Here is a 19008-nt window from a genome sequence, read left to right as displayed (position 1 = left end):
AACTAAGGAGTGAAAACTATGCAGCAATTACCTGGAAAACGATGGCGTTTACAATTGATGGCAACTTAGAAAAATCAATTGTGAGGCGATTAAAAATGAAAAAAGAAGATTTAGCAATTTATGCTGATTATCCAGCAGTTCCAGTAACGATGCAGTTTAAAGTATTGCAGTTTAACCCACTTAATTTGGTCAGCCACTTGCGCCAACAGGGACATACTAGTTATTTACTAACGGGTGCACCAAAGCCGAAGTTAGATGGTTATACCTTTATTGGCTATCAACCTAAAATGAAAATCCATTACCGCAACGGGCAATTAACGGTAATCAAAAATGGAAAGACAACAACTAAAAAGACAGCAATTAAACCTTACCTAGAAGAATTATTGAACAGGTTTAGAACGCCTAAATTACCAGATTCACCACCTTTTCAAGGGGGACTGGTAGGTTACGCCTACGATTATGGTCAGTACGCTAACCCAACGTTATCGTCCAGTGTCAGTGATCCTTATCAATTGGATGATGTTGATCTGTTATTGGCCGATCAAGTTATTGCTTATAATCAACGGACTAAAATTGTGACGTTAAGCCAGATTGTACCAACAAATGAATTAAATAATCGATTTGAACAGGTACAGGTGCAACTTGGTAAATTAAAACGAACTATTCTACAATTACAACAGAGTTTTGTCCCGGTAACTTTACAACTAAAATCAGCCTTACAACTGCAGTTTAATTTGCCAACCTTTACGAATTTAGTTGAACAAACCAAACAACATATTGTCGCGGGAGATATTTTTCAGTTAATTCTATCTAATCCACAGCACGCGGATATGGCCGGTAGTTTATTTGCCGCAGCACCAACCTTATTTCACCAAAGCCCATCGCCGTATCAATTCTATTTTCAGGATGGTGATTTTGAAGCATTAGGGGCCTCACCAGAAACTTTAATTAGTCGACAGGGAACACAATTAGTGACCTATCCGTTGGCTGGCACTCGACGTCGCGGTAAAACGGAGGCCGAAGATCGACGCCTGGCTGCAGAGCTGCAACATAGTGAAAAGGAATTATCTGAGCACAATATGTTAATCGATTTAGGCCGAAACGATTTAGGCCGGGTTAGTCGTTTTGGTAGTGTTAAGGTTACTAGCTGTCGCCAATTATTACGGTTTAGCCAAGTGATGCACCTTGGTTCAACAATTGAAAGCGAGGTCAGATCAGATCAATCTAGCATTGATATTCTCGATGCCTTGATGCCAGCAGGGACCTTATCCGGAGCGCCTAAAGTTCGTGCCATGCAGTTGATCAATGAACTGGAACAAAATAAGCGTGGCTTGTACGGTGGTTGTCTTGGTTATTTGGATTTTGATGGTGACTTGGACTTATGTATTGGCATTCGTTTGGCTTATCGAAAAGGAACTAATCTAGTGGTCCATTCCGGTGCTGGTATTGTGGCGGACAGCATTGCCAAATACGAATATCAAGAATTTAACAATAAGGCACGGTCAGTTGTGACGGCTTTGCAACAAGTCGCAAAACAGGAGGTGCACTATGCTGTTAATAATTGATAATTACGATAGTTTTACTTATAATTTGTACCAACTTGTTGGTCAAATGACCCAAGAAGAAGTTCGTGTGGTAAAAAATGATCAACTGACGACAACACAGATTGCGGACCTGAACCCAAGCGGTATTATTCTTTCTCCAGGGCCTGGCCGACCAGAGGATGCTGGAGTGACCTTGGCAGTTGTTGAAAAGTTTGCTGGTAAAATACCATTATTTGGTGTTTGCCTCGGACACCAAGCCATTTGTGTCGCGTATGGTGGGCAGGTCGTCGCCGCGGCACAATTGATGCACGGTAAGCCATCAGAAATTATGGTACAACAAGCAAGTACGTTGTTTAATGCTTGTCCTACTAAATTTCAGGCTGCGCGCTATCATTCGTTAATTGCGGCGCAGGCAAATTTTCCAACTAACTTACAGATTACGGCAAAAACGGCCAAGGGTGAGATTATGGCCTTAGCCGATGAAGAACACCAAGTTTATGGTGTTCAGTTCCATCCCGAATCAATCATGACTGATGAAACGGTGGGTCGCCAAATTGTGAGAAACTTTTTGGCTGTTTGTGAAAGTTGAAAGATTAATATTAAATTAGTTTTTAAAAATATATTGACAAATTACACAGTTAGTTTTAATGTTAGTGTCAATCAAATATCGTTCAAAAACCGATGAGGTGGAGATCAAGATTGTTGTGCACGTAAAGAGAGTTGCCGGTGCTGAGAATGGCAGTCGAACGCAGACAATTAAATGGACCACCGAGGGCAAACTCGAAAAGAGTGGACCAAAAGACGGTTAGATTACGGAGAATAGCCTTGTTTGCTGAATTATTCGCGAAGCGGATGATTTGGTGAACGTCGCTATTCGGAGTAATCTGTCTTTTGGGCCACGTTTCCACAATCTAGGTAGAAGCAGTTTCACCGGAATGGAAACGTGAGAAAAAAGACAGCTTCCTGCGGTTAGCTACATAAGTCGTCTCGGTCATTGCATGACCAAGCCGCCTTATTATGCTAATCCTCAGAAGCTAACCGTCTTTTTTCTCACTCTTATTACAGTTTGACGTCAGGCACGCGTCAGTTGCCGGAGGGATGTTTGTCCCTTGCTAAGCGTAGTGACGAGATTAGTTAGTTTATCTTTTTTTGGAATAGACTAATTTCGTGACTGAATTAAGGTGGCACCGCGGAAAAATCCGTCCTTAACAAGAAATTGTTATGGGCGGATTTTTTTAGCGGTGTTTTTAATGATTTTTTCAAGAGACTCGGCGTAAACGTGTTTGAAAAGGCAGATTACTCCGAATAGCGACGTTCACCAAATCATCCGCTTTGCGAATAATTCGGCAAACTAGGCTATTCTCCGTAATCTAACCGCCTTTTCAAACACTATCTAACTAAGGAGTGAAAACCATGCAACAATTACCCGGAAAACGGTGGCAACGCATCATTGAATCGACTAATAGACAGACATGATAATGTAAAACAAAATTGGAGGAATTAGTATGATTAAAGAAGCGATTAAAACAGTAACTGACCAACAGGATTTGACTTTTGAACAGGCAGAACAAGTGATTGATGAAATTATGAGTGGTAAAGCGGTGGATAGCCAGATTGCCAGTCTTCTAACGGCCTTGGCAATGAAACACGAAACGATCGCGGAGATTGCTGGTTCAGCCAGTGCAATGCGTGCCCATGCGTTGCAATTTGATGCTCAGGAACCTGTTTTAGAAATTGTCGGAACTGGCGGTGATCATTCTAATTCTTTCAATATTTCAACAACTTCTGCCTTAGTGATTGCGGCCGCTGGAACTCCGGTTGCTAAACACGGTAACCGGGCAGCTTCAAGTCGTAGCGGTGCCGCTGATGTCCTAGAAGCACTGGGTGTTAAAATCGACGTTACCCCAGAAGCGAGTGAAGCCATTTTACACAAAATTGGAATTTGTTTCTTGTTTGCTCAGGAATATCATCAGGCGATGAAATACGTTGCACCAGTACGTAAGAGTTTGGGCATTCATACTTTATTCAACATCCTTGGGCCGCTAGCAAATCCAGCAGGGGCAACAATGCAGCTTTTAGGTGTTTATGATCAATCACTCTTAGAACCAATGGCTCACGTATTACAACAGCTTGGGGTTAAGAACGCAATGGTTGTTCACGGTGCCGATGGATTGGATGAGGTTTCGTTAACTGGGCCAACACAGGTTTGTGAATTGCAACAAGGAGAATTTAGTTCTTACGCTATTACTCCTGAACAATTTGGTTTGAAACGTTGTCAACCGGCCGATTTAGTTGGGGGTACGCCAGCCGATAATGCCCAAATCACGCGGGATATTTTAGCCGGTAAAAAAGGACCACAACGGGATGTTGTTTTAATGAACGCTGGCTGTGCATTGCACATTGCGCATCCTGAGTTAACGCTTCAACAGGCCATTGATTTAGCGGCCAAAACCATTGATTCCGGTAAGGCTGCAGCTAAACTTGCTGCCTTTATTCAACTTAGCCAGGAAGCGGTGGCCGCATGATTTTAGATGATTTAGTTAAAGTCACTAAGGTGCGAGTTACAAGGGATAAACAACATTTACCATTGGCGAAATTACAACAACAGGTTGCAAAAATACCTAAAACAACTAACTTCCCTTTTGAGAAAATGTTGCACCAACCTGGTTTACATTTTATTTGCGAAATCAAAAAGGCTTCCCCTTCAAAGGGCGAAATTGCTGCCGATTTTCCTTATCTGCAAATTGCTCAAGACTATGTAGCCGCCGGAGTTGAAGCAATTTCAGTTTTAACTGAGCCCACTTATTTTAAAGGTCAGTTGAAGTATTTAAAGGAAGTTGCCGCTCAGGTGCCAGTGCCAGTTTTGCGCAAAGATTTTACGATTGATTCTTACATGATCTATCAAGCAAAGGCTAATGGTGCTCAAGTCATCTTGTTGATTTGTGCGATTTTAAGCCCAGAGCAGTTAAAAAACTATTTAGAATTGGCAACGAGTTTAGGGCTTTCAGCGATTGTTGAGGCTCATGATGAACAAGAAGTACAACAAGCCCTAACAGCCGGTGCACGGATCATCGGCGTAAATAATCGTAATTTAAAGGACTTTACGGTAGATTTACAAACGAGTTTACGTTTACGGCGTTTAGTGCCAAGTCAAATTGCCTTTATTTCGGAAAGCGGCGTTAAGACTGCCGCCGATGTTGACCGCCTGCGCCAAGACGGTATTAACGGCGTTTTAATTGGTGAGACCATGATGCGGGCAACGAATAAGGTACAAATGTTGGCCCAATTAAAAGGCCAGGTGCTGGCATGACCAAGGTTAAGTTATGTGGATTATTTCGACCGCAGGATATTAGTGCGGCAAACGCGGTCCAACCAGATTATGCCGGGTTCGTCTTTGCTAAAAGTCACCGGCAAATTAATTTAGCGACTGCGCTGAAGTTCCGGCAACAATTAGCGGCACAGATTAAAAGTGTTGGGGTGTTTGTTAACGCGCCAATTGCAACTATGTTGGCGGCCTACCAAAGTGGAGCAATTACAATTATCCAATTGCACGGGCAAGAAGATGAGACGACCGTTCAAACTTTGCAGCAAGCTGGCGCAAAGGTGATTCAGGTTGTTAATCTACAACAACAAACCTATCAATCAACTAGGGCCGATGCTGTAATGTTTGATGGTGGTAAAGGTGCTGGCAAAACGTTTGCCTGGCAGAAAATACCGGCAAACGTTAAGCAACCAATCTTTTTAGCTGGCGGCATTACACTGGCCAATGTGAAACAAGCAATCACGACAGTTGCGCCAGCTGTGATTGATGTCTCTAGCGGGATTGAAACAGCAAACGTTAAAGATCCGGTTAAAATGCAGCAAATGGTTCAATTAGTCCACGGAAACCATTAATAAAGGGGAACGAAAAAATGATTGAAAAACAAAAAAAAGGACGTTACGGCATTTATGGTGGTCAATATATTCCAGAAACGCTAATGACTGAATTAGAACGAATTGAGACAACCTATAATGAAGCAAAAAATGACCCTAAATTTCAAAAAGAGTTAACCGACCTACTAAATAACTACGCCAATCGACCATCACTGTTGTACCACGCAAAGCGAATGAGTGATGATTTAGGGGGTGCGCAAATCTACTTTAAGCGTGAGGATTTAAATCACACTGGGGCTCATAAAATCAATAATGTTATCGGTCAAGCATTGTTGGCTAAGCGTTTGGGAAAAACACGTTTAATCGCTGAAACGGGCGCCGGTCAACACGGTGTTGCTACGGCCACAATTGCAGCCTTGTTCGGTATGTCCTGTGAAATTTACATGGGTAAAATGGATACTGACAGGCAAAAATTAAACGTTTACCGAATGGAGTTATTAGGTGCTAAAGTTCATTCGGTGACGAGCGGTTCAATGGTCTTAAAGGACGCAATTAACGCGGCGATGCAGGAATGGGCTAGTCGGGTAGATGATACTTTTTACGTCATTGGCTCGGCTGTTGGACCCCATCCGTTTCCCGAGATGGTCCGTGATTTTCAAAGTGTTATCAGTCGTGAGGCACGAGCACAAATTTTAAAGGAAACCGGTAAGCTGCCAGATGCGATTGTTGCTTGTGTTGGCGGCGGTAGTAACGCCATTGGGAGCTTCGCGGAATTTATTAACGATCCTAGCGTGCAGCTCATTGGTTGTGAAGCAGCCGGCCGTGGTGTTGATACCGATCAAACGGCAGCAACGCTAGAGAGAGGTTCCACAGGTATTTTTCACGGTATGAAATCTGTATTCCTACAAGATAAGTTTGGCCAAATTGATAAAGTCTATTCCATTTCTGCTGGGCTTGATTATCCAGGTGTTGGACCAGAACATGCTGCTTTAAATGCAAGTGGTCGGGCCCAGTACGTCGGTATTACTGATGATGAGGCCGTTGATGCGTTCGAATACATTGCTAAAACGGAAGGAATCATTGCGGCAATTGAAAGTTCCCATGCAGTTGCATACGTTGAAAAGATGGCACCAAAAATGCGTAAGGACCAAGTAATCATTTGCACTTTATCTGGACGCGGGGACAAAGATGTTGCCTCAATCGCAAAATATCGGGGAGTTGATATTAATGAGTGAACTAGCGAAAGTTTTTCAAAATAAAAAAGCGTTTATCGGTTTTGTTGTTGCCGATGATCCAGACGCAGACAGCACGGTGAAAAATGTGGTTGCTTTAGCAGAGGGCGGTGCCGATTTAGTTGAATTAGGTATTCCTTTTTCTGATCCAGTAGCAGATGGCCCGGTTATCCAAGAGGCTGATTTACGTGCTTTTAAAGTCGGCGTAACCCCGGATAAGATTTTTGAAATTGTTGCGGCAATTCGCAAGGAAACGACTGTGCCGTTAGTCTTTTTAACGTACTTAAATATTGTCTTTAAATACGGCTATGATAAATTTTGCGCTCGCTGTCAAAAATTAGGGGTGTCTGGTTTAATCATTCCCGATATGCCGTACGAAGAAAAGGGTGATCTAGCGCCAATTGCGGCCAAGTATGCTGTTGACTTAATTCCGCTAGTAACACCAACTTCAGGCCATCGAATTGAGAAAATTGTGAAGCACGCTACCGGTTTTATTTACGTCGTTTCATCAATGGGCGTTACCGGTACGCGAAATACAATCAAAACGGATTTACATCAACTGATTCAACAAATTCGGCAATATACTGACACGCCAACTGCAATTGGTTTTGGTGTTCATACGCCAGAACAAGCAAGTGAGCTTGGGGCAATTGCTGACGGCGTGATTGTTGGCAGCGCGATCGTAAAACTTGTGGCCCAAAATGGCACTAACGCGGCACCAGCCTTAAAAAAGTACGCTCAGGAAATGAAAGCAGCCCTACCAGTTTTAAGTGCTGAATAGCGTAACCTAAAAAAGGTAATTGCTCAAGCCCATTTTGAAGGGTTTAAACAATTATCTTTTTTATTTGGATTAGATTGAATAGAAAGTATTTACCTGACTAAGTTAGTGTAAACGTGTATGAAAAATACTAGTTCTAAATAAAGTGGCTCAATAAGGTACCACCGTAAACTAACACGTAGCTATAGGCAAGAATGGTGGCCGGTTTACCTAAGATAATAATTAAGCTAAAGGTTTTAAGTGACATTTTTGTCAGGCCGGCTAGTAAACACAAAACGTCATCTGGTGCCACTGGTAAGAAAATGGCAATGGCGAATAGCTTAGTAAAGCGATTTTGATTATCAAGCCAACCAATATATTTGTTGTAAATTTTATCGCTGATTAAATGATGGACAAGTGGTTTGCCAAAACGACGTCCTAAAAGAAAGGCAATGATTGAACCGAGAACAATGCCAATGTAGTTGTAGACAAATCCTTCAACTGGCCCAAAGATCAGGACACCAGCCGCCAAACTGATTCCACCTGGAATGATAGGAATCACAACTTGGACAATTTGGAGAACAATAAAAAGCAGTGGACCAAAAAACTTAGCTTGTTCAACTAGGCCCTGTAAGGCAGAAGTATTCTTGAAAACGCCTAATTGAAAACAATAAATTGTAAACCAAATGGAAATTCCAAGACCGGCAAGTGAAATCAAATTAATTAAACGGCGTGACGTCGCTGTACTCATAGGCTTTCCCCCATCCAATGAAAGTAGCGGCCGGGACAAAAGTCCTAGCTTCTTATTTTTTTGCGAATATTGCTCTAGAACGTGGGCTAAAAGTCGGGGTTCGCATGCCTAACGGAAGTGTTTGAAAAAGCGATTAGATTCTACTTCACAATTGGGGATTATTAGCCTAGACCGCTAATAATCTTGATGCTACGAACGATGGCCATTCTTGTGGCAAAGTTCGTGCCGCAAGAAACATGGCTCTGAGGATTAGCCTACGTTACGCAGTAAACCCAAAACCGACTTTTAGCACACTCCGTTTTAAAATTTATACCATATTTTAGCAGCCTGCGCAGCAAATATGCTCAGTCCAAAGTTGGATTTATAATTGATCTAAAGTATAGATCGGTAAACCATTTAGCCAGTCCTTGGGCCGTTGTTTTTTGAGCAATTGCTCCAGTCGCTGATTGTAAGTTTCTGGTTGCATTAATTGTTGTTGGCCGATGAGGCGGCTCAAACGTTGCCAGTAGGCAGGTGCCAGTTGGAGGACTTTGTAATCAAGTAGAATACCAGTACTTCCATCAACAAAGATAAAATCAGCGTTTAATTGGTTATGATTAGCCTCGGTAGTAAACTTTTTGACATCAAAATTGGTTTCTAAAAAGCGATTATAGGGAGCCAACATCCAATTGAGCGGTGTAAATTGTAGTAGATTAAGGATAATGTTATCAGACTTCGTGACAGTATAGTTGATTTTGCCAGTGTGGACGGCGGTACGTTCACTTAATGTGGGTTGATTTAAAGCCAGAAAAATATTTAAACCATCGTTATTAATTTCGTAAGTGATTTGTTCCTGATAATGAGTAACTGAATCTGTAAGCAAATAACCAATTTTAAATTGAGGCATTTAATATGTTCCTTTCTTAAATGAAATTAATTTAATCTGTCTCATTTACTTTTCATTTTAACAGTCCTATAATAACGCTAGAGAGTGTTTGAAAAAGCACAGGAAGCTGTTTTTTCAAACATGTTTACACTAAATTAATTAGATAAACACTATTAAAAGTATTTTCCAAACAGAACGCTAGGAAGTTTTGCTGAAGAGATAAGTACGGTTGCCTTATGAGCTAGAGAGTCCACGTTGCTGGAAGTGGGTAGGCGGCGGCCGAAAAATGGTCTTGGAGAAACCAATTACAGAAAGTTAAGTAGTTGCGGTAACCGCCGTTATCAGGTTAAGGATTGTTAGATCCGAAGAGAAAGATAACTTTCTAAAATAAAGGTGGTACCGCGCAGTTGCGCCCTTTGGCATTAATTTGCTGAGGGGCTTTTTTTATTTTAAAGGAGCGAAAAAAGATGGCAAAAGAAAGTAATAAACGATCAATTGAAACAATTTTAGCACAGGCAGGCAATCGAACGGATGATGTAAAAACAGGAGTTGTCTCAACACCACTGTATCTATCAACGGCGTTTCGTCACGCTGGCCTAGGGCAATCAACGGGTTACGACTATTCCCGCGTAACGACACCAACGCGGGATGTTTTGGAACAAACATTAGCTAAATTGGAAGATGCCACTGATGCGTTTGCCCTAACTTCAGGGATGGCGGCAATTCAATTAGTGTTATCACAATTTAAAACGGGTGACCGAATTATTACGTCCGATGATCTTTACGGTGGATCTTTTCGCTTTTTTGATCTGTTAACGAAGAATTATGGCATTCAATTTGATTTATGGGATGGACAAGATTTTGATAAGCTACAAGACTTATTACAGCCGACCACAAAGGCAGTTTGGATTGAGACGCCATCGAATCCAACGATGAAGATTATTAGTATTGAAAAGACCGCCCAGCTCGCTCACGCCCAAGGCTCAGTGCAAGTAATTGTTGATAACACGTTTTACACCCCATTGTTGCAGCAGCCACTAAATGAAGGGGCCGATGTCGTCTTACATAGCGCAACGAAATACCTTGGCGGGCATAACGATTTGTTGGCCGGAGCTGTCATGACGCGCAACAACGAGATTGCTGATAAATTACGGTTTAACTTTATAACGACTGGTGCCAATCTCGATCCTTTTGACTGTTGGCTCTTAATTCGTAGTTTGAAAACGTTACCCCTACGTTTGGCGAAACAAGAAGAAAACGCCCAAGCAATTGTCCAAATATTAAAGAAAAATAACGCAATTGACAAGGTTCTTTACCCCGGACATGGTGGAATGATTAGTTTTTACTTAAATGAAAATTATAGTGTTGATCAATTCTTACAACATTTAGAGGTCGTTTCGTTTGCTGAAAGTCTAGGTGGCGTGGAAAGCTTACTAACTGTACCTGCAGTTCAAACACACGCTGATATGACGGAGAAACGGCGTCAAGCTCTAGGAATTACGCCTAATTTGTTGCGATTATCCGTTGGTATTGAAGGAACGGCCGATTTGATTGATGATTTAGCTCAAGCAATTGCTGCGGCAAAGTAGTATGGTATGATGGCTTATGGAGCGACCCAACCTGTGGTTTAGGCCAGCCGCTCAATAAAATTTTAAAGAGGTTATTTAATGAAACTTTCTGAATTTTTTCAAACGGCTTTAATTGAGGGCCAGCCAGTCATGCGGACGGATTACGAACTAGTAGCTGATCGCAAGGCGGCACTGCACATTCCTTTAACAGTTCTTGCGCAGATTTACGATAATTATTTTTATACGACACGTTACGTTACCCAAAATTTTGAATTGAATAAAATGGAAATTGCTGATATTCGTGCCGAAACAGGTGCTTCAATTACCAACGAAAGTTTTCAAAAAGATTTAAAACGAATCGTGGTTGAAGTGGACACTAAGCCGAGCACTAAGCAAGTCAACTTGATGTTTCAAGATACACTCTAAATAAAAGAAAGCTGGGAGTGGGATAAAAGTCGGTTTTGGGCTTACTGCGTAACGTAGGCTAATCTAATAACCGTATTATGATTATTGGATTGGCTGTAGTCGTGTGAACTCGGACTTTTGGCACATGTTCTAGCGTAATGTTCGGAAATAAAAAAGAAGGCTGGGCCAAAATTTGATTTTGGTCCAGTCTTCTTTTTTAGTGTAGATAATTTAATTTTAACGAACAACTAATGAAACTTCCGTTGGTAAATTTGGACGTAGTGCATCAATTAAAACTTCCGTTGATTGACCAAAATTTAAGCGAACGTTACGACCACGTTTTAGGGTAAAAATGGCAATAACTAAATGGCGTTGACCAGGCATTGGTTGATTGGTTAATGTGATGGTGGCAAGATCACTGAAGCGGACGATCGTTGGGTAAAAGAAGCCATTACCGATAATCCGGTTTGTAGTCAGACCGCCAACACCAGAAATAATATTCATCAGAATAAAACCGGCAACTAAAACTAACCAGATTAAACCTGGTGATGGATACATCATTAATAGAACACCAAAAATCATACCGTAAATCAGTGAGCTGAAATTATATTTAGCACGGATGGTAATCTGTGATTGCCAGTAAACTGAGACGGCAATACTGATTAAGATTAAAACATCAAAAAATAGCCAAAAAAAAGTCATGTTTGTCCTCCTTGTAAATAGGTTAAAGCTAGGGAGTGTTTGGAAATGCACAGGAAGCAGCTCTTTCAAATACGTTTAGGCCAAAATGGGTAGAAAAACTAACAAAAGTAATTTTTAGTACGGCCTGGGGAGCACTTCCTAGTTTGTTATTTATCATTTTAAATACTGAAGAATAAAGTTAGTTGTAAATGTTATATTGCGGAGCAGCAAAAATTAAAAGAGAGTGTCAAATTTTATGTGTAAATGAAAAAGCCTCTCACCTTTGAACTAAAACATTGATTCTAAAGTGTCTTGAACTAGGTTGAACCCCTTATGTGTCCGTCGACCAAATTTGTCATTGTAATCAAGAATTACGGTCATTAAGGTTCTTTCCAAAGATTCTTCATTGGGAAATTGTTCACGTTTCTTTGTTTGCCGCTTAAATTTTTTGTTAAATGATTCGATAAGATTGGTACTATAAATACTAGAACGGATAGCCGGTGGAAAATTAAAACATACCAGTAATTTCTGGTTTTTTAATAATTCTTGTGTAACTTTGGGATATCTTTTGCGCCAATGATTAACAAAGTTGGCTAAGCTGTGCTCAGCCATTCGTTTATTGGTTGCTTGATGAATTAACTTAAAATCATTTAACACAGCTTGACGGTCATGAACCCGGATATGATGTGAAATATTACGGCTTACATGAACTAGGCATTGTTGAATAACGGCGTCCGGATAATATTTGCCAACGGCAGTTTCTAGGCCAACCAATCCATCAGCCACAAAAAGTAAGGTTTGTTGCACGCCACGATGCTTCAAATCAGCTAGTACTTCAGACCACACAGAACTAGATTCTGTAGGAGCTATCTTGTAAGATAGCACTTCCTTATGACCATTAGGTTGAATGCCAATCGCAATATGAACTGCTTCTTTGGCAACTGTGTCACGTCGTAAGGGAAGATAAGTGGCATCTAAATAAACGACGGCGTACCTTTCTGATAACGTTCGATTCTTGAAAGCTTCAACTTGTTCATTAACTACCTTAGTTAGATTGGAAACTGTCTGTGGCGTGTAATAGGAACCATACATCTTTTCCATCAGATCTGCGATCTCATGAGTGGTAATTCCCTTTTGATAAAGCTGAATGACGGTTTGTTCTAACTGATCTGTTCGGCGTTGATAGGCTGGTAATGTGTGGTTAACGAATTCTCCGTTCCGATCACGGGGAATCGTAAGCTTCAATTCGCCATATTTTGTATTAAAGGTTCTCATGTAGTGTCCATTACGAGAATTTCCTGAATTGAAGCCATTCCTGTCATAGGGCTCATAACCCAAGAATGCAGAAAGTTCATTTTGTAATAGCTCATTAACGGCCGTTTCTAGTTGGTCTTTAAAAATAATAGCTAGATCCTGATGCTGTGCTAGTGCTGTGACGATTTCTTTGGTAAACTGATTCATGGGGAAGCCTCCTGTGATGTTTGTTTAGACGCTAACTATCATAAGGGAGAGGCTTCCCTTTTTCAATTCTCAATAAATCATTTACACATAATTATTTAAACACTCAATTAAAAAGTGACTAAGTTATACGACCTAACTCTATAAAATCATTATACCGGTTTAACGTCAATTAGAAACCTTTCTTAATGTAATCTTTTAAAGCTGATTGACGAATACTACAAAAAATGTCGTTAATTAAAGTGACATTTTTTCAAACATGATCTAATTTAGTCACAGAAGTACTTAAAAAAATAATTTCGGAACATTAGGCCTAAATTTTGTTTTGCATCTTTGCCGATAAATTACTATGATAGGCAAAGATAGTAAAAGAAATGGAGATAGTGACATGACGACTTGTTATTTTATTCGCCACGGTGTTACTCAAATGAATGCTCAAGGCCGTGTAAATGGTGCCTTAGTTGATACACCCTTAATGCCAATTGGAATTCGTGGTGCCAAGGAAGCAGGCGAGTCCTTACAAAACATTTTATTTGATCGTATTTATGCTAGTCCACAAATGCGTGCGGTTGCAACCGCCGAAGTAGTGTTACAGCAGAATAATGCTCAACTGGAAACGCCACAACCAATTCGATTGGCCGAGCCACTGCGTGAAATGAGCTTAGGTGATTGGGAAGGTCATCGAATTAAAGATTACACTGATCACCCCCAATATTATAATTTTGTTCACGCGCCAAGTGCTTTTAACCCAGCTAGTTTTAATGGCGAGCCTTTTCAAACAGTTGTTCAGCGTGGTGTCGGCTTTATGCAGCAAGTTGTCTCAGCCGATAATGATCAAACACTTCTTTTTGTTGGGCACGGAACGATGTTGACAATCTTAATGCGCAGTCTATTAGGGGTGCCCTACGATCAATTATTGGCGGATGGCTACATTGATAACACCAGTATCAGTGTTTTGACGACTAGTGACGGTCGGCAATACAAAAAAATTCGGTGGAATGATACTAGTTTCTTAAGTCAACCAGTTTACAACCATTTATAGAAAGTGATACTGAAAAATGGCCAAGAATATTACTGATAAAAGCTTTGTCACGGCGACGGCGGCCGGTTTTATTTTGGTGGATTTTTGGGCGGCATGGTGTGCGCCATGTCAGAAGATGACCCCAATTCTACTAGCTTGCGAGCAAAATATTTCCGCATTAAAGGTAGTTCGCTTAAATGTGGATCAGAATCCACAAAGTACCAAGGCGTGCGGCGTTCAGGGCCTACCAACGTTAATGATTTTTTGGCAGGGAAGGCCTTACCAGCGGGTCACGGGCTATCAACCACAAGCCGTTTTATTACCCCACCTGCAGCAATTAGAGCGAGAGTGTTTTGAAAAGCGCCCTAAGTTAAATAATTAGTTTTCAAGAAAGCGCTTTAATCAAGGCTATCTTTTTGACATGAATTTCTTCCTTAGCTATACTAATAATTACATACGATAGGTCATGAACAGTAAACTGCATTTAATCCAATCATTAAATGTGTTTGTGGATGCCGAGGTATGATACGGAGGGAATTTTTTGATAATTAGAGAAGCACAGAAAGATGACGCGGGCCAGATCGCCCCACTTATCAATCTTATTTATGACGAAATGCAGTTGGAAGAGCTCGAAGACGTTCCTGACGGTGACCTGCTGAAGGTCATCAGGGCCGCTTACCAAACGGATGCTTATCTGTCTGGTAAGGCAACGACCGTGGTGGCCGAAATTAATCACCGAATTGTTGGGGTAGCATTTGGTTATCCTGATGAAAATGAGGACGCTGTTGATGCTGTTATGACGCGCCTATCCGCTAAAAACGCTGCTTTTGCTGTTGAGCCTTTAGAGCTTGAGTCAGAAATTTTTACGGATGAATGGTACTTGGATTCGATTGCTGTGGATCCAAATTATCAGGGGCACGGTATTGGTGGTAAGCTTCTAAAGGCATTGCCGAATTACGTTCAACGTGACGACATGACAACAATTGGTTTGAATGTTGATTTTGCTAATCCTAGTGCGAAAAAATTGTACCAGCGCTTTGATTACGAAACTGTGGGGACAAAGTTAATTGGCGATCATAAATATTACCATATGCAGCTGGACCTTGAACCAACGAAGGCTGTGATGGCAAGTTAGCAACTCTATTTACTTGGCGAGTGACGACTATAAATAAAATTTAATAACAGATAAAAATGGCGACTGCAGTAAAATTTTATTTTGCTAGGAGTTGCCATTTTTGGCGTTAAATATTTAGATTAGAGCTTGTTTATTCGTCAGAAAATATTAGTAGAAGTAATTTTTAAGACTTTTTAGCCGAATCGTTTATGTCGCAGTAATGTTTCTCAAAGGAGCATTGACTTTTTTTACTGTTTCACTTTATAGTCCTAGGTGAGTGTAATTGCAAAGTATGTGTAATTTGATGAAATGAGTTGGATTGAGGAGAAGTCTAAAATGAGAAGAACAATTTTATTAGTTGAAGATGAGGAAAGTCTAATTTCTTTTTTGCAGACGGAGTTGAAATTTGAGGATTATGCTGTAATTGTTGCCAGAGATGGTAAAGAGGCCTTGACCGATTACACGAGTAAATCCAGGCAAATCAATTTAATTTTATTGGACTGGATGTTGCCAAAGTTAGATGGATTAGAAGTAATGCGACGAATTCGAAGGCACGATGATGTGCCAATAATTATGATGACGGCACGTGATTATGTTGGAGATAAAGTAGCTGGACTAGACAATGGTGCGGATGATTATATTACAAAACCATTTGAAATTGAGGAACTATTAGCACGTATACGAGTGGCCTTAAGGCGAGATAAAAAACAAAATAACGCATCCCAAACAAGTTATAAAATAGCCGATTTATTGCTTGATACAAAATCTCGTCAGGTTCGTCGAGCTGGTAAAGTAATTCAATTGACCCAACGAGAATATGATTTATTATTAAGTTTGATTAAGCATAAGGAAGAAACTTTGACTCGTGATGAGCTCTTGAATCTAGTGTGGGGGGTAGATTTTCAAGGGCAGTTAAATATCGTTGATGTCTATATTCGTTATTTACGAAATAAAATTGACTTTGAAAATAAGCCGTTAATTCATACTGTTCGTGGGGTAGGTTATACACTGAGAGACGATAATGTTAATGAAAAAAAAGAAAAATAGTAATACAAATGCGGCACAGATTACTAAATCATATGCCATTATTTTAATTCTAATTACATTATTAATGAGCAGCTCAATTATTACCATCGTTGGTTATCGATTAGTCAGTAATAAACGTAAAGATGCCGAGTCTTTGATGATAGTTTTAAAACGGTCACTCGTTGATAATAAACCAGATTGGATTCTCTGGAGAAGCGAGAGCACACTTGATACGAGTAATACTTTTGTAAAAGTGAAAGTAAATATTCCTAATCAAGCGCAAAAAGAGTTTTACTCACCTCACACTAAAGCATTCTTAAACGAAAAATTTCATTCATGGCCACTGTTAAAAAATATTCAATATCGATCTGAACAAGGCGTTTATTATCACACAGTTGATTATGATCGTAGTGGTCACAATACTAACGAACAACCAAAAATTAAATATGAAATTTGGTTAAGCTTAAATAATGTTGTTCATCTTTTTGAAGAAATCTTAGAAACAATTAGTTTGATAGTAGCGTTTAGCTTTTTAATCGGATTATGGTTCATCTCTAGATTGGCACAGCGACTTAATAAGCCATTAGTAGATTTGACGACAGCAACTCACAAAATTAATAACACTGAAAACATTACCTACCATGAATCGCTACCAATTTTTGATAATCCGCAAGAGGTACATGATTTAAGTATTGAATTTAATCGATTGCTGGGGACACTTAATAAACAGGTGCTACATGAACATCAATTTGTTTCAGATGCCTCACATGAATTAAGAACACCATTGGCGGGGATTCGGGGACATATTAGTTTGATTCACCGACATGGCGAAAAGCATCCTGATATAGTACCTACATCACTGGCCTATATTGATTCAGAATCCTTGCGAATGCAGCGATTGATTGAAAATCTATTACAATTATCGCGAATGGATCATGCTAAATTGGAATTGAAACATTTCAATTTAAGCAGTTTATTGAGCAAGATTTGCAAGAATTATCGGCAACAAATTACGCAGCATTTGATTTTGAAGGACACGAATAATATTATTGTTTATGCTAATCAGGATAGTGTCGAGCAGATTATAACTGCATTATTAGATAATGCGCATAAATATTCACCTGCTAAGTCGACCATTAGTATTGAAGTAACCGATCGATTTAATGATATTCAAGTTAAAGTTAATGATGAAGGAGCTGGAATCAAGGGTCAAGATAAGTGGCACATTTTTGATCGCTTTTATCGTGCAGATCAATCTCGTTCTCAAAAAATTAATGGTTCAGGACTTGGGTTAGCAATCACGGCACAGTTGGTTGAGCTGAACCATGGCGAGATTAAAGTACAAGACAATGTACCCCATGGCAGTTGTTTTGTTGTAACTTTAAAAAAGAACAAGAGCTAATTCTGAGAATCCTTAAGAATTTGTTCAGAAATTATGAGTAGAAGCCTTTCGCGTACTGATTACAATAAGAATTGTAATTAATACTTGAAGGGCTATTTTTATTGGTAAGGCAATTTGATTTAAAGGTTAATATTTTAAAGACGCGTGGTGCTAGTTCGTCACAAAATTAAAAAATCCTAAATTATAGACTAAAATTGCCAGTTCAATTTTTAGTTGAAAGCCAAAGGCACTCCGCGTTAAGTTAGTTTCAATTCCAAAATCACTAACTAAGGTAGAAAAACGCGATTCAATTGTGCGACGTAACGCCTTGAGCGCGCGCTTATTATGTTCCTTGGCCCCCTTCATATTCGAACGGTATGGTGTCCATAACGTGTAGCCTAATTGCTTAAATTCAGCGCCAAGTCGCTTGGCTACATAACCGACATCGGCCAAAACAATTGGACAAGGACAATCATCAATCAAGCTAACGGCAACTTTTGTATCATGGACCGAAGCGGCAGTCACCACATAATTCAGAATGTAGCCATCAGTGGTTACTAGCATGTGGGTTTTAAACCCATAGAACGACATTTGCTTAGTGGCATTGTAGCCAATATTAGCTTGCCCAGCAAAAATACGTGCTCTAAATTTACGTACTGGTTCACACAATGGATTCGGCAAACTATCAATGATTGCGATCTGTCCAGGTTGGGCTGCTTCACGCGTCAAACCAGTACGGATCGCATTGACCACGGGTAATAATTGTAGTGCGCGACGGTTGAACCGTGACCGACTAATGGTGATTTTTTGCGGCATAAAGGCGGTCATCAAGCGCCAAAAACGGCGTTGTGATTGGATACCAAGCGTTGTTTGTAAACACAGTAGCGCCAACAATCGACAGTCATCGATTTTAACGTGCGCCACATTACGCCGTTGCGTCACACAATGTGGGCAATAGCGCTGGTAAAGCGACTGGCACAGCTGATAAAAATAATGATAGTTACCTTGTAATTCGTGACGAATTTGTTTAAACTTAGGATGATTCAACATCGTTAGGACTCCTTTTAAGTTTAGTCACTTATGAGTCTAACTGTGTTGGACTTTTTTGTTAATTTTTTTGTATTATTACAAACTAGCACCACGCGTATTTTAAAGATAAAAAGGGATGAAGTTTAAATGGCACGTTTGAAAATAATAGTGACTAAGCCGTGGGTTAAATTTATTTTACAAACCATTTTTTATTTTTTGATATTGTTAGTTTTAGTTTATTTATATGGTTATAGCGGTATTAACAATAGCAAGTTTATCTACAATGAATTTTAAATAACATGT

20 protein-coding genes are annotated in these 19008 nt (G+C 40.1%); 15 read left to right on the top strand and 5 right to left on the bottom strand.

Annotated features, from left to right (window positions below; genetic code table 11):
- The first annotated feature begins 95 nt into the window (after window positions 1-95).
- The 7 genes from AYR53_RS01365 (at window position 96) to trpA (ending at window position 7430) form a co-directional block, all read left to right on the top strand.
- Window positions 96-1565, top strand: a complete 1470-nt coding sequence (locus tag AYR53_RS01365) for an anthranilate synthase component I family protein (protein WP_068281257.1) — start codon at window positions 96-98, stop codon at window positions 1563-1565.
- Complete coding sequence (locus tag AYR53_RS01360) at window positions 1549-2133, top strand: anthranilate synthase component II (RefSeq protein WP_068222142.1); 585 nt, start codon at window positions 1549-1551, stop codon at window positions 2131-2133. The genes AYR53_RS01365 and AYR53_RS01360 overlap by 17 nt, the downstream gene beginning before the upstream one ends.
- 916 nt (window positions 2134-3049) lie before the next feature.
- Window positions 3050-4069: an anthranilate phosphoribosyltransferase gene (gene trpD, locus AYR53_RS01355; RefSeq protein ID WP_068222145.1), complete on the top strand. Its 1020-nt coding sequence runs from the start codon at window positions 3050-3052 to the stop codon at window positions 4067-4069.
- Window positions 4066-4854, top strand: coding sequence for an indole-3-glycerol phosphate synthase TrpC (gene trpC, locus AYR53_RS01350; RefSeq protein ID WP_068222148.1), 789 nt, complete (start codon window positions 4066-4068; stop codon window positions 4852-4854). Before trpD ends, trpC begins: the two co-directional genes overlap by 4 nt.
- Window positions 4851-5438 carry a phosphoribosylanthranilate isomerase gene (locus AYR53_RS01345; RefSeq protein ID WP_068222150.1) on the top strand — a complete coding sequence of 196 codons (588 nt, stop codon included), beginning with the start codon at window positions 4851-4853 and terminating at the stop codon, window positions 5436-5438. Before trpC ends, AYR53_RS01345 begins: the two co-directional genes overlap by 4 nt.
- A gap of 17 nt (window positions 5439-5455) precedes the next feature.
- Complete coding sequence (trpB, locus tag AYR53_RS01340; protein WP_068279742.1) at window positions 5456-6652, top strand: tryptophan synthase subunit beta; 1197 nt, start codon at window positions 5456-5458, stop codon at window positions 6650-6652.
- Complete coding sequence (gene trpA, locus AYR53_RS01335; RefSeq protein WP_068222154.1) at window positions 6645-7430, top strand: tryptophan synthase subunit alpha; 786 nt, start codon at window positions 6645-6647, stop codon at window positions 7428-7430. Before trpB ends, trpA begins: the two co-directional genes overlap by 8 nt.
- Window positions 7431-7563: 133 nt before the next feature.
- On the opposite strand, the gene AYR53_RS01330 is transcribed toward trpA, so the two are convergent.
- Window positions 7564-8157, bottom strand: a complete 594-nt coding sequence (locus AYR53_RS01330) for a TVP38/TMEM64 family protein (protein WP_068279743.1) — start codon at window positions 8155-8157, stop codon at window positions 7564-7566.
- Between the two features lie 361 nt (window positions 8158-8518).
- Window positions 8519-9043, bottom strand: coding sequence for a hypothetical protein (locus AYR53_RS01325; RefSeq protein WP_068222160.1), 525 nt, complete (start codon window positions 9041-9043; stop codon window positions 8519-8521).
- A gap of 446 nt (window positions 9044-9489) precedes the next feature.
- Between AYR53_RS01325 and AYR53_RS01320 the strand changes: the two genes are divergently transcribed.
- Window positions 9490-10611 carry an aminotransferase class I/II-fold pyridoxal phosphate-dependent enzyme gene (locus AYR53_RS01320; RefSeq protein ID WP_068222163.1) on the top strand — a complete coding sequence of 374 codons (1122 nt, stop codon included), beginning with the start codon at window positions 9490-9492 and terminating at the stop codon, window positions 10609-10611.
- A 78-nt stretch (window positions 10612-10689) separates the two neighbouring features.
- The gene (locus AYR53_RS01315; RefSeq protein WP_068222166.1) at window positions 10690-11016 is read left to right on the top strand and encodes a hypothetical protein; all 327 of its coding nucleotides are present in this window, start codon (window positions 10690-10692) and stop codon (window positions 11014-11016) included.
- 216 nt (window positions 11017-11232) lie between these two features.
- Here the strand turns inward: AYR53_RS01315 and AYR53_RS01305 are convergent, their stop codons facing one another.
- Window positions 11233-11697: a hypothetical protein gene (locus AYR53_RS01305; RefSeq protein WP_068222171.1), complete on the bottom strand. Its 465-nt coding sequence runs from the start codon at window positions 11695-11697 to the stop codon at window positions 11233-11235.
- A 267-nt stretch (window positions 11698-11964) separates the two neighbouring features.
- A complete protein-coding gene (locus AYR53_RS01300) occupies window positions 11965-13137 on the bottom strand; it encodes an IS256 family transposase (protein ID WP_068222179.1) in 1173 nt (390 codons plus the stop codon).
- A 385-nt stretch (window positions 13138-13522) separates the two neighbouring features.
- Between AYR53_RS01300 and AYR53_RS01295 the strand changes: the two genes are divergently transcribed.
- The 5 genes from AYR53_RS01295 to AYR53_RS01275 all read left to right on the top strand — a co-directional run bounded on the left by AYR53_RS01295 (window position 13523) and on the right by AYR53_RS01275 (window position 17697).
- Complete coding sequence (locus tag AYR53_RS01295) at window positions 13523-14176, top strand: histidine phosphatase family protein (RefSeq protein ID WP_068222182.1); 654 nt, start codon at window positions 13523-13525, stop codon at window positions 14174-14176.
- Window positions 14177-14192: 16 nt separating this feature from the next.
- Window positions 14193-14537, top strand: coding sequence for a thioredoxin family protein (locus tag AYR53_RS01290; protein WP_068222186.1), 345 nt, complete (start codon window positions 14193-14195; stop codon window positions 14535-14537).
- Window positions 14538-14696: 159 nt separating this feature from the next.
- Entirely contained in the window at window positions 14697-15290 is a 594-nt protein-coding gene (locus AYR53_RS01285; protein WP_068279744.1) for a GNAT family N-acetyltransferase, read from the top strand.
- A gap of 315 nt (window positions 15291-15605) precedes the next feature.
- The gene (locus tag AYR53_RS01280) at window positions 15606-16316 is read left to right on the top strand and encodes a response regulator transcription factor (RefSeq protein WP_068222192.1); all 711 of its coding nucleotides are present in this window, start codon (window positions 15606-15608) and stop codon (window positions 16314-16316) included.
- On the top strand, window positions 16297-17697 hold the full coding sequence (locus AYR53_RS01275; RefSeq protein WP_225359786.1) for a sensor histidine kinase: 1401 nt from the start codon (window positions 16297-16299) through the stop codon (window positions 17695-17697). The genes AYR53_RS01280 and AYR53_RS01275 overlap by 20 nt, the downstream gene beginning before the upstream one ends.
- 150 nt (window positions 17698-17847) lie before the next feature.
- Here AYR53_RS01275 and AYR53_RS01270 read toward each other — a convergent pair whose 3' ends face one another.
- A complete protein-coding gene (locus AYR53_RS01270; RefSeq protein WP_068223032.1) occupies window positions 17848-18726 on the bottom strand; it encodes an IS982-like element ISLpl4 family transposase in 879 nt (292 codons plus the stop codon).
- A gap of 126 nt (window positions 18727-18852) precedes the next feature.
- Here AYR53_RS01270 and AYR53_RS01265 point away from each other — a divergent pair, with 126 nt between their 5' ends.
- Complete coding sequence (locus tag AYR53_RS01265) at window positions 18853-18999, top strand: teichoic acid D-Ala incorporation-associated protein DltX (protein ID WP_068222200.1); 147 nt, start codon at window positions 18853-18855, stop codon at window positions 18997-18999.
- The last annotated feature ends 9 nt before the right edge of the window (window positions 19000-19008 follow it).

The organism is Loigolactobacillus backii, assembly GCF_001663675.1.
GTDB classification, from domain to species: Bacteria; Bacillota; Bacilli; order Lactobacillales; family Lactobacillaceae; genus Loigolactobacillus; species Loigolactobacillus backii.
This window is presented reverse-complemented; position numbering and strand designations above follow the sequence as displayed.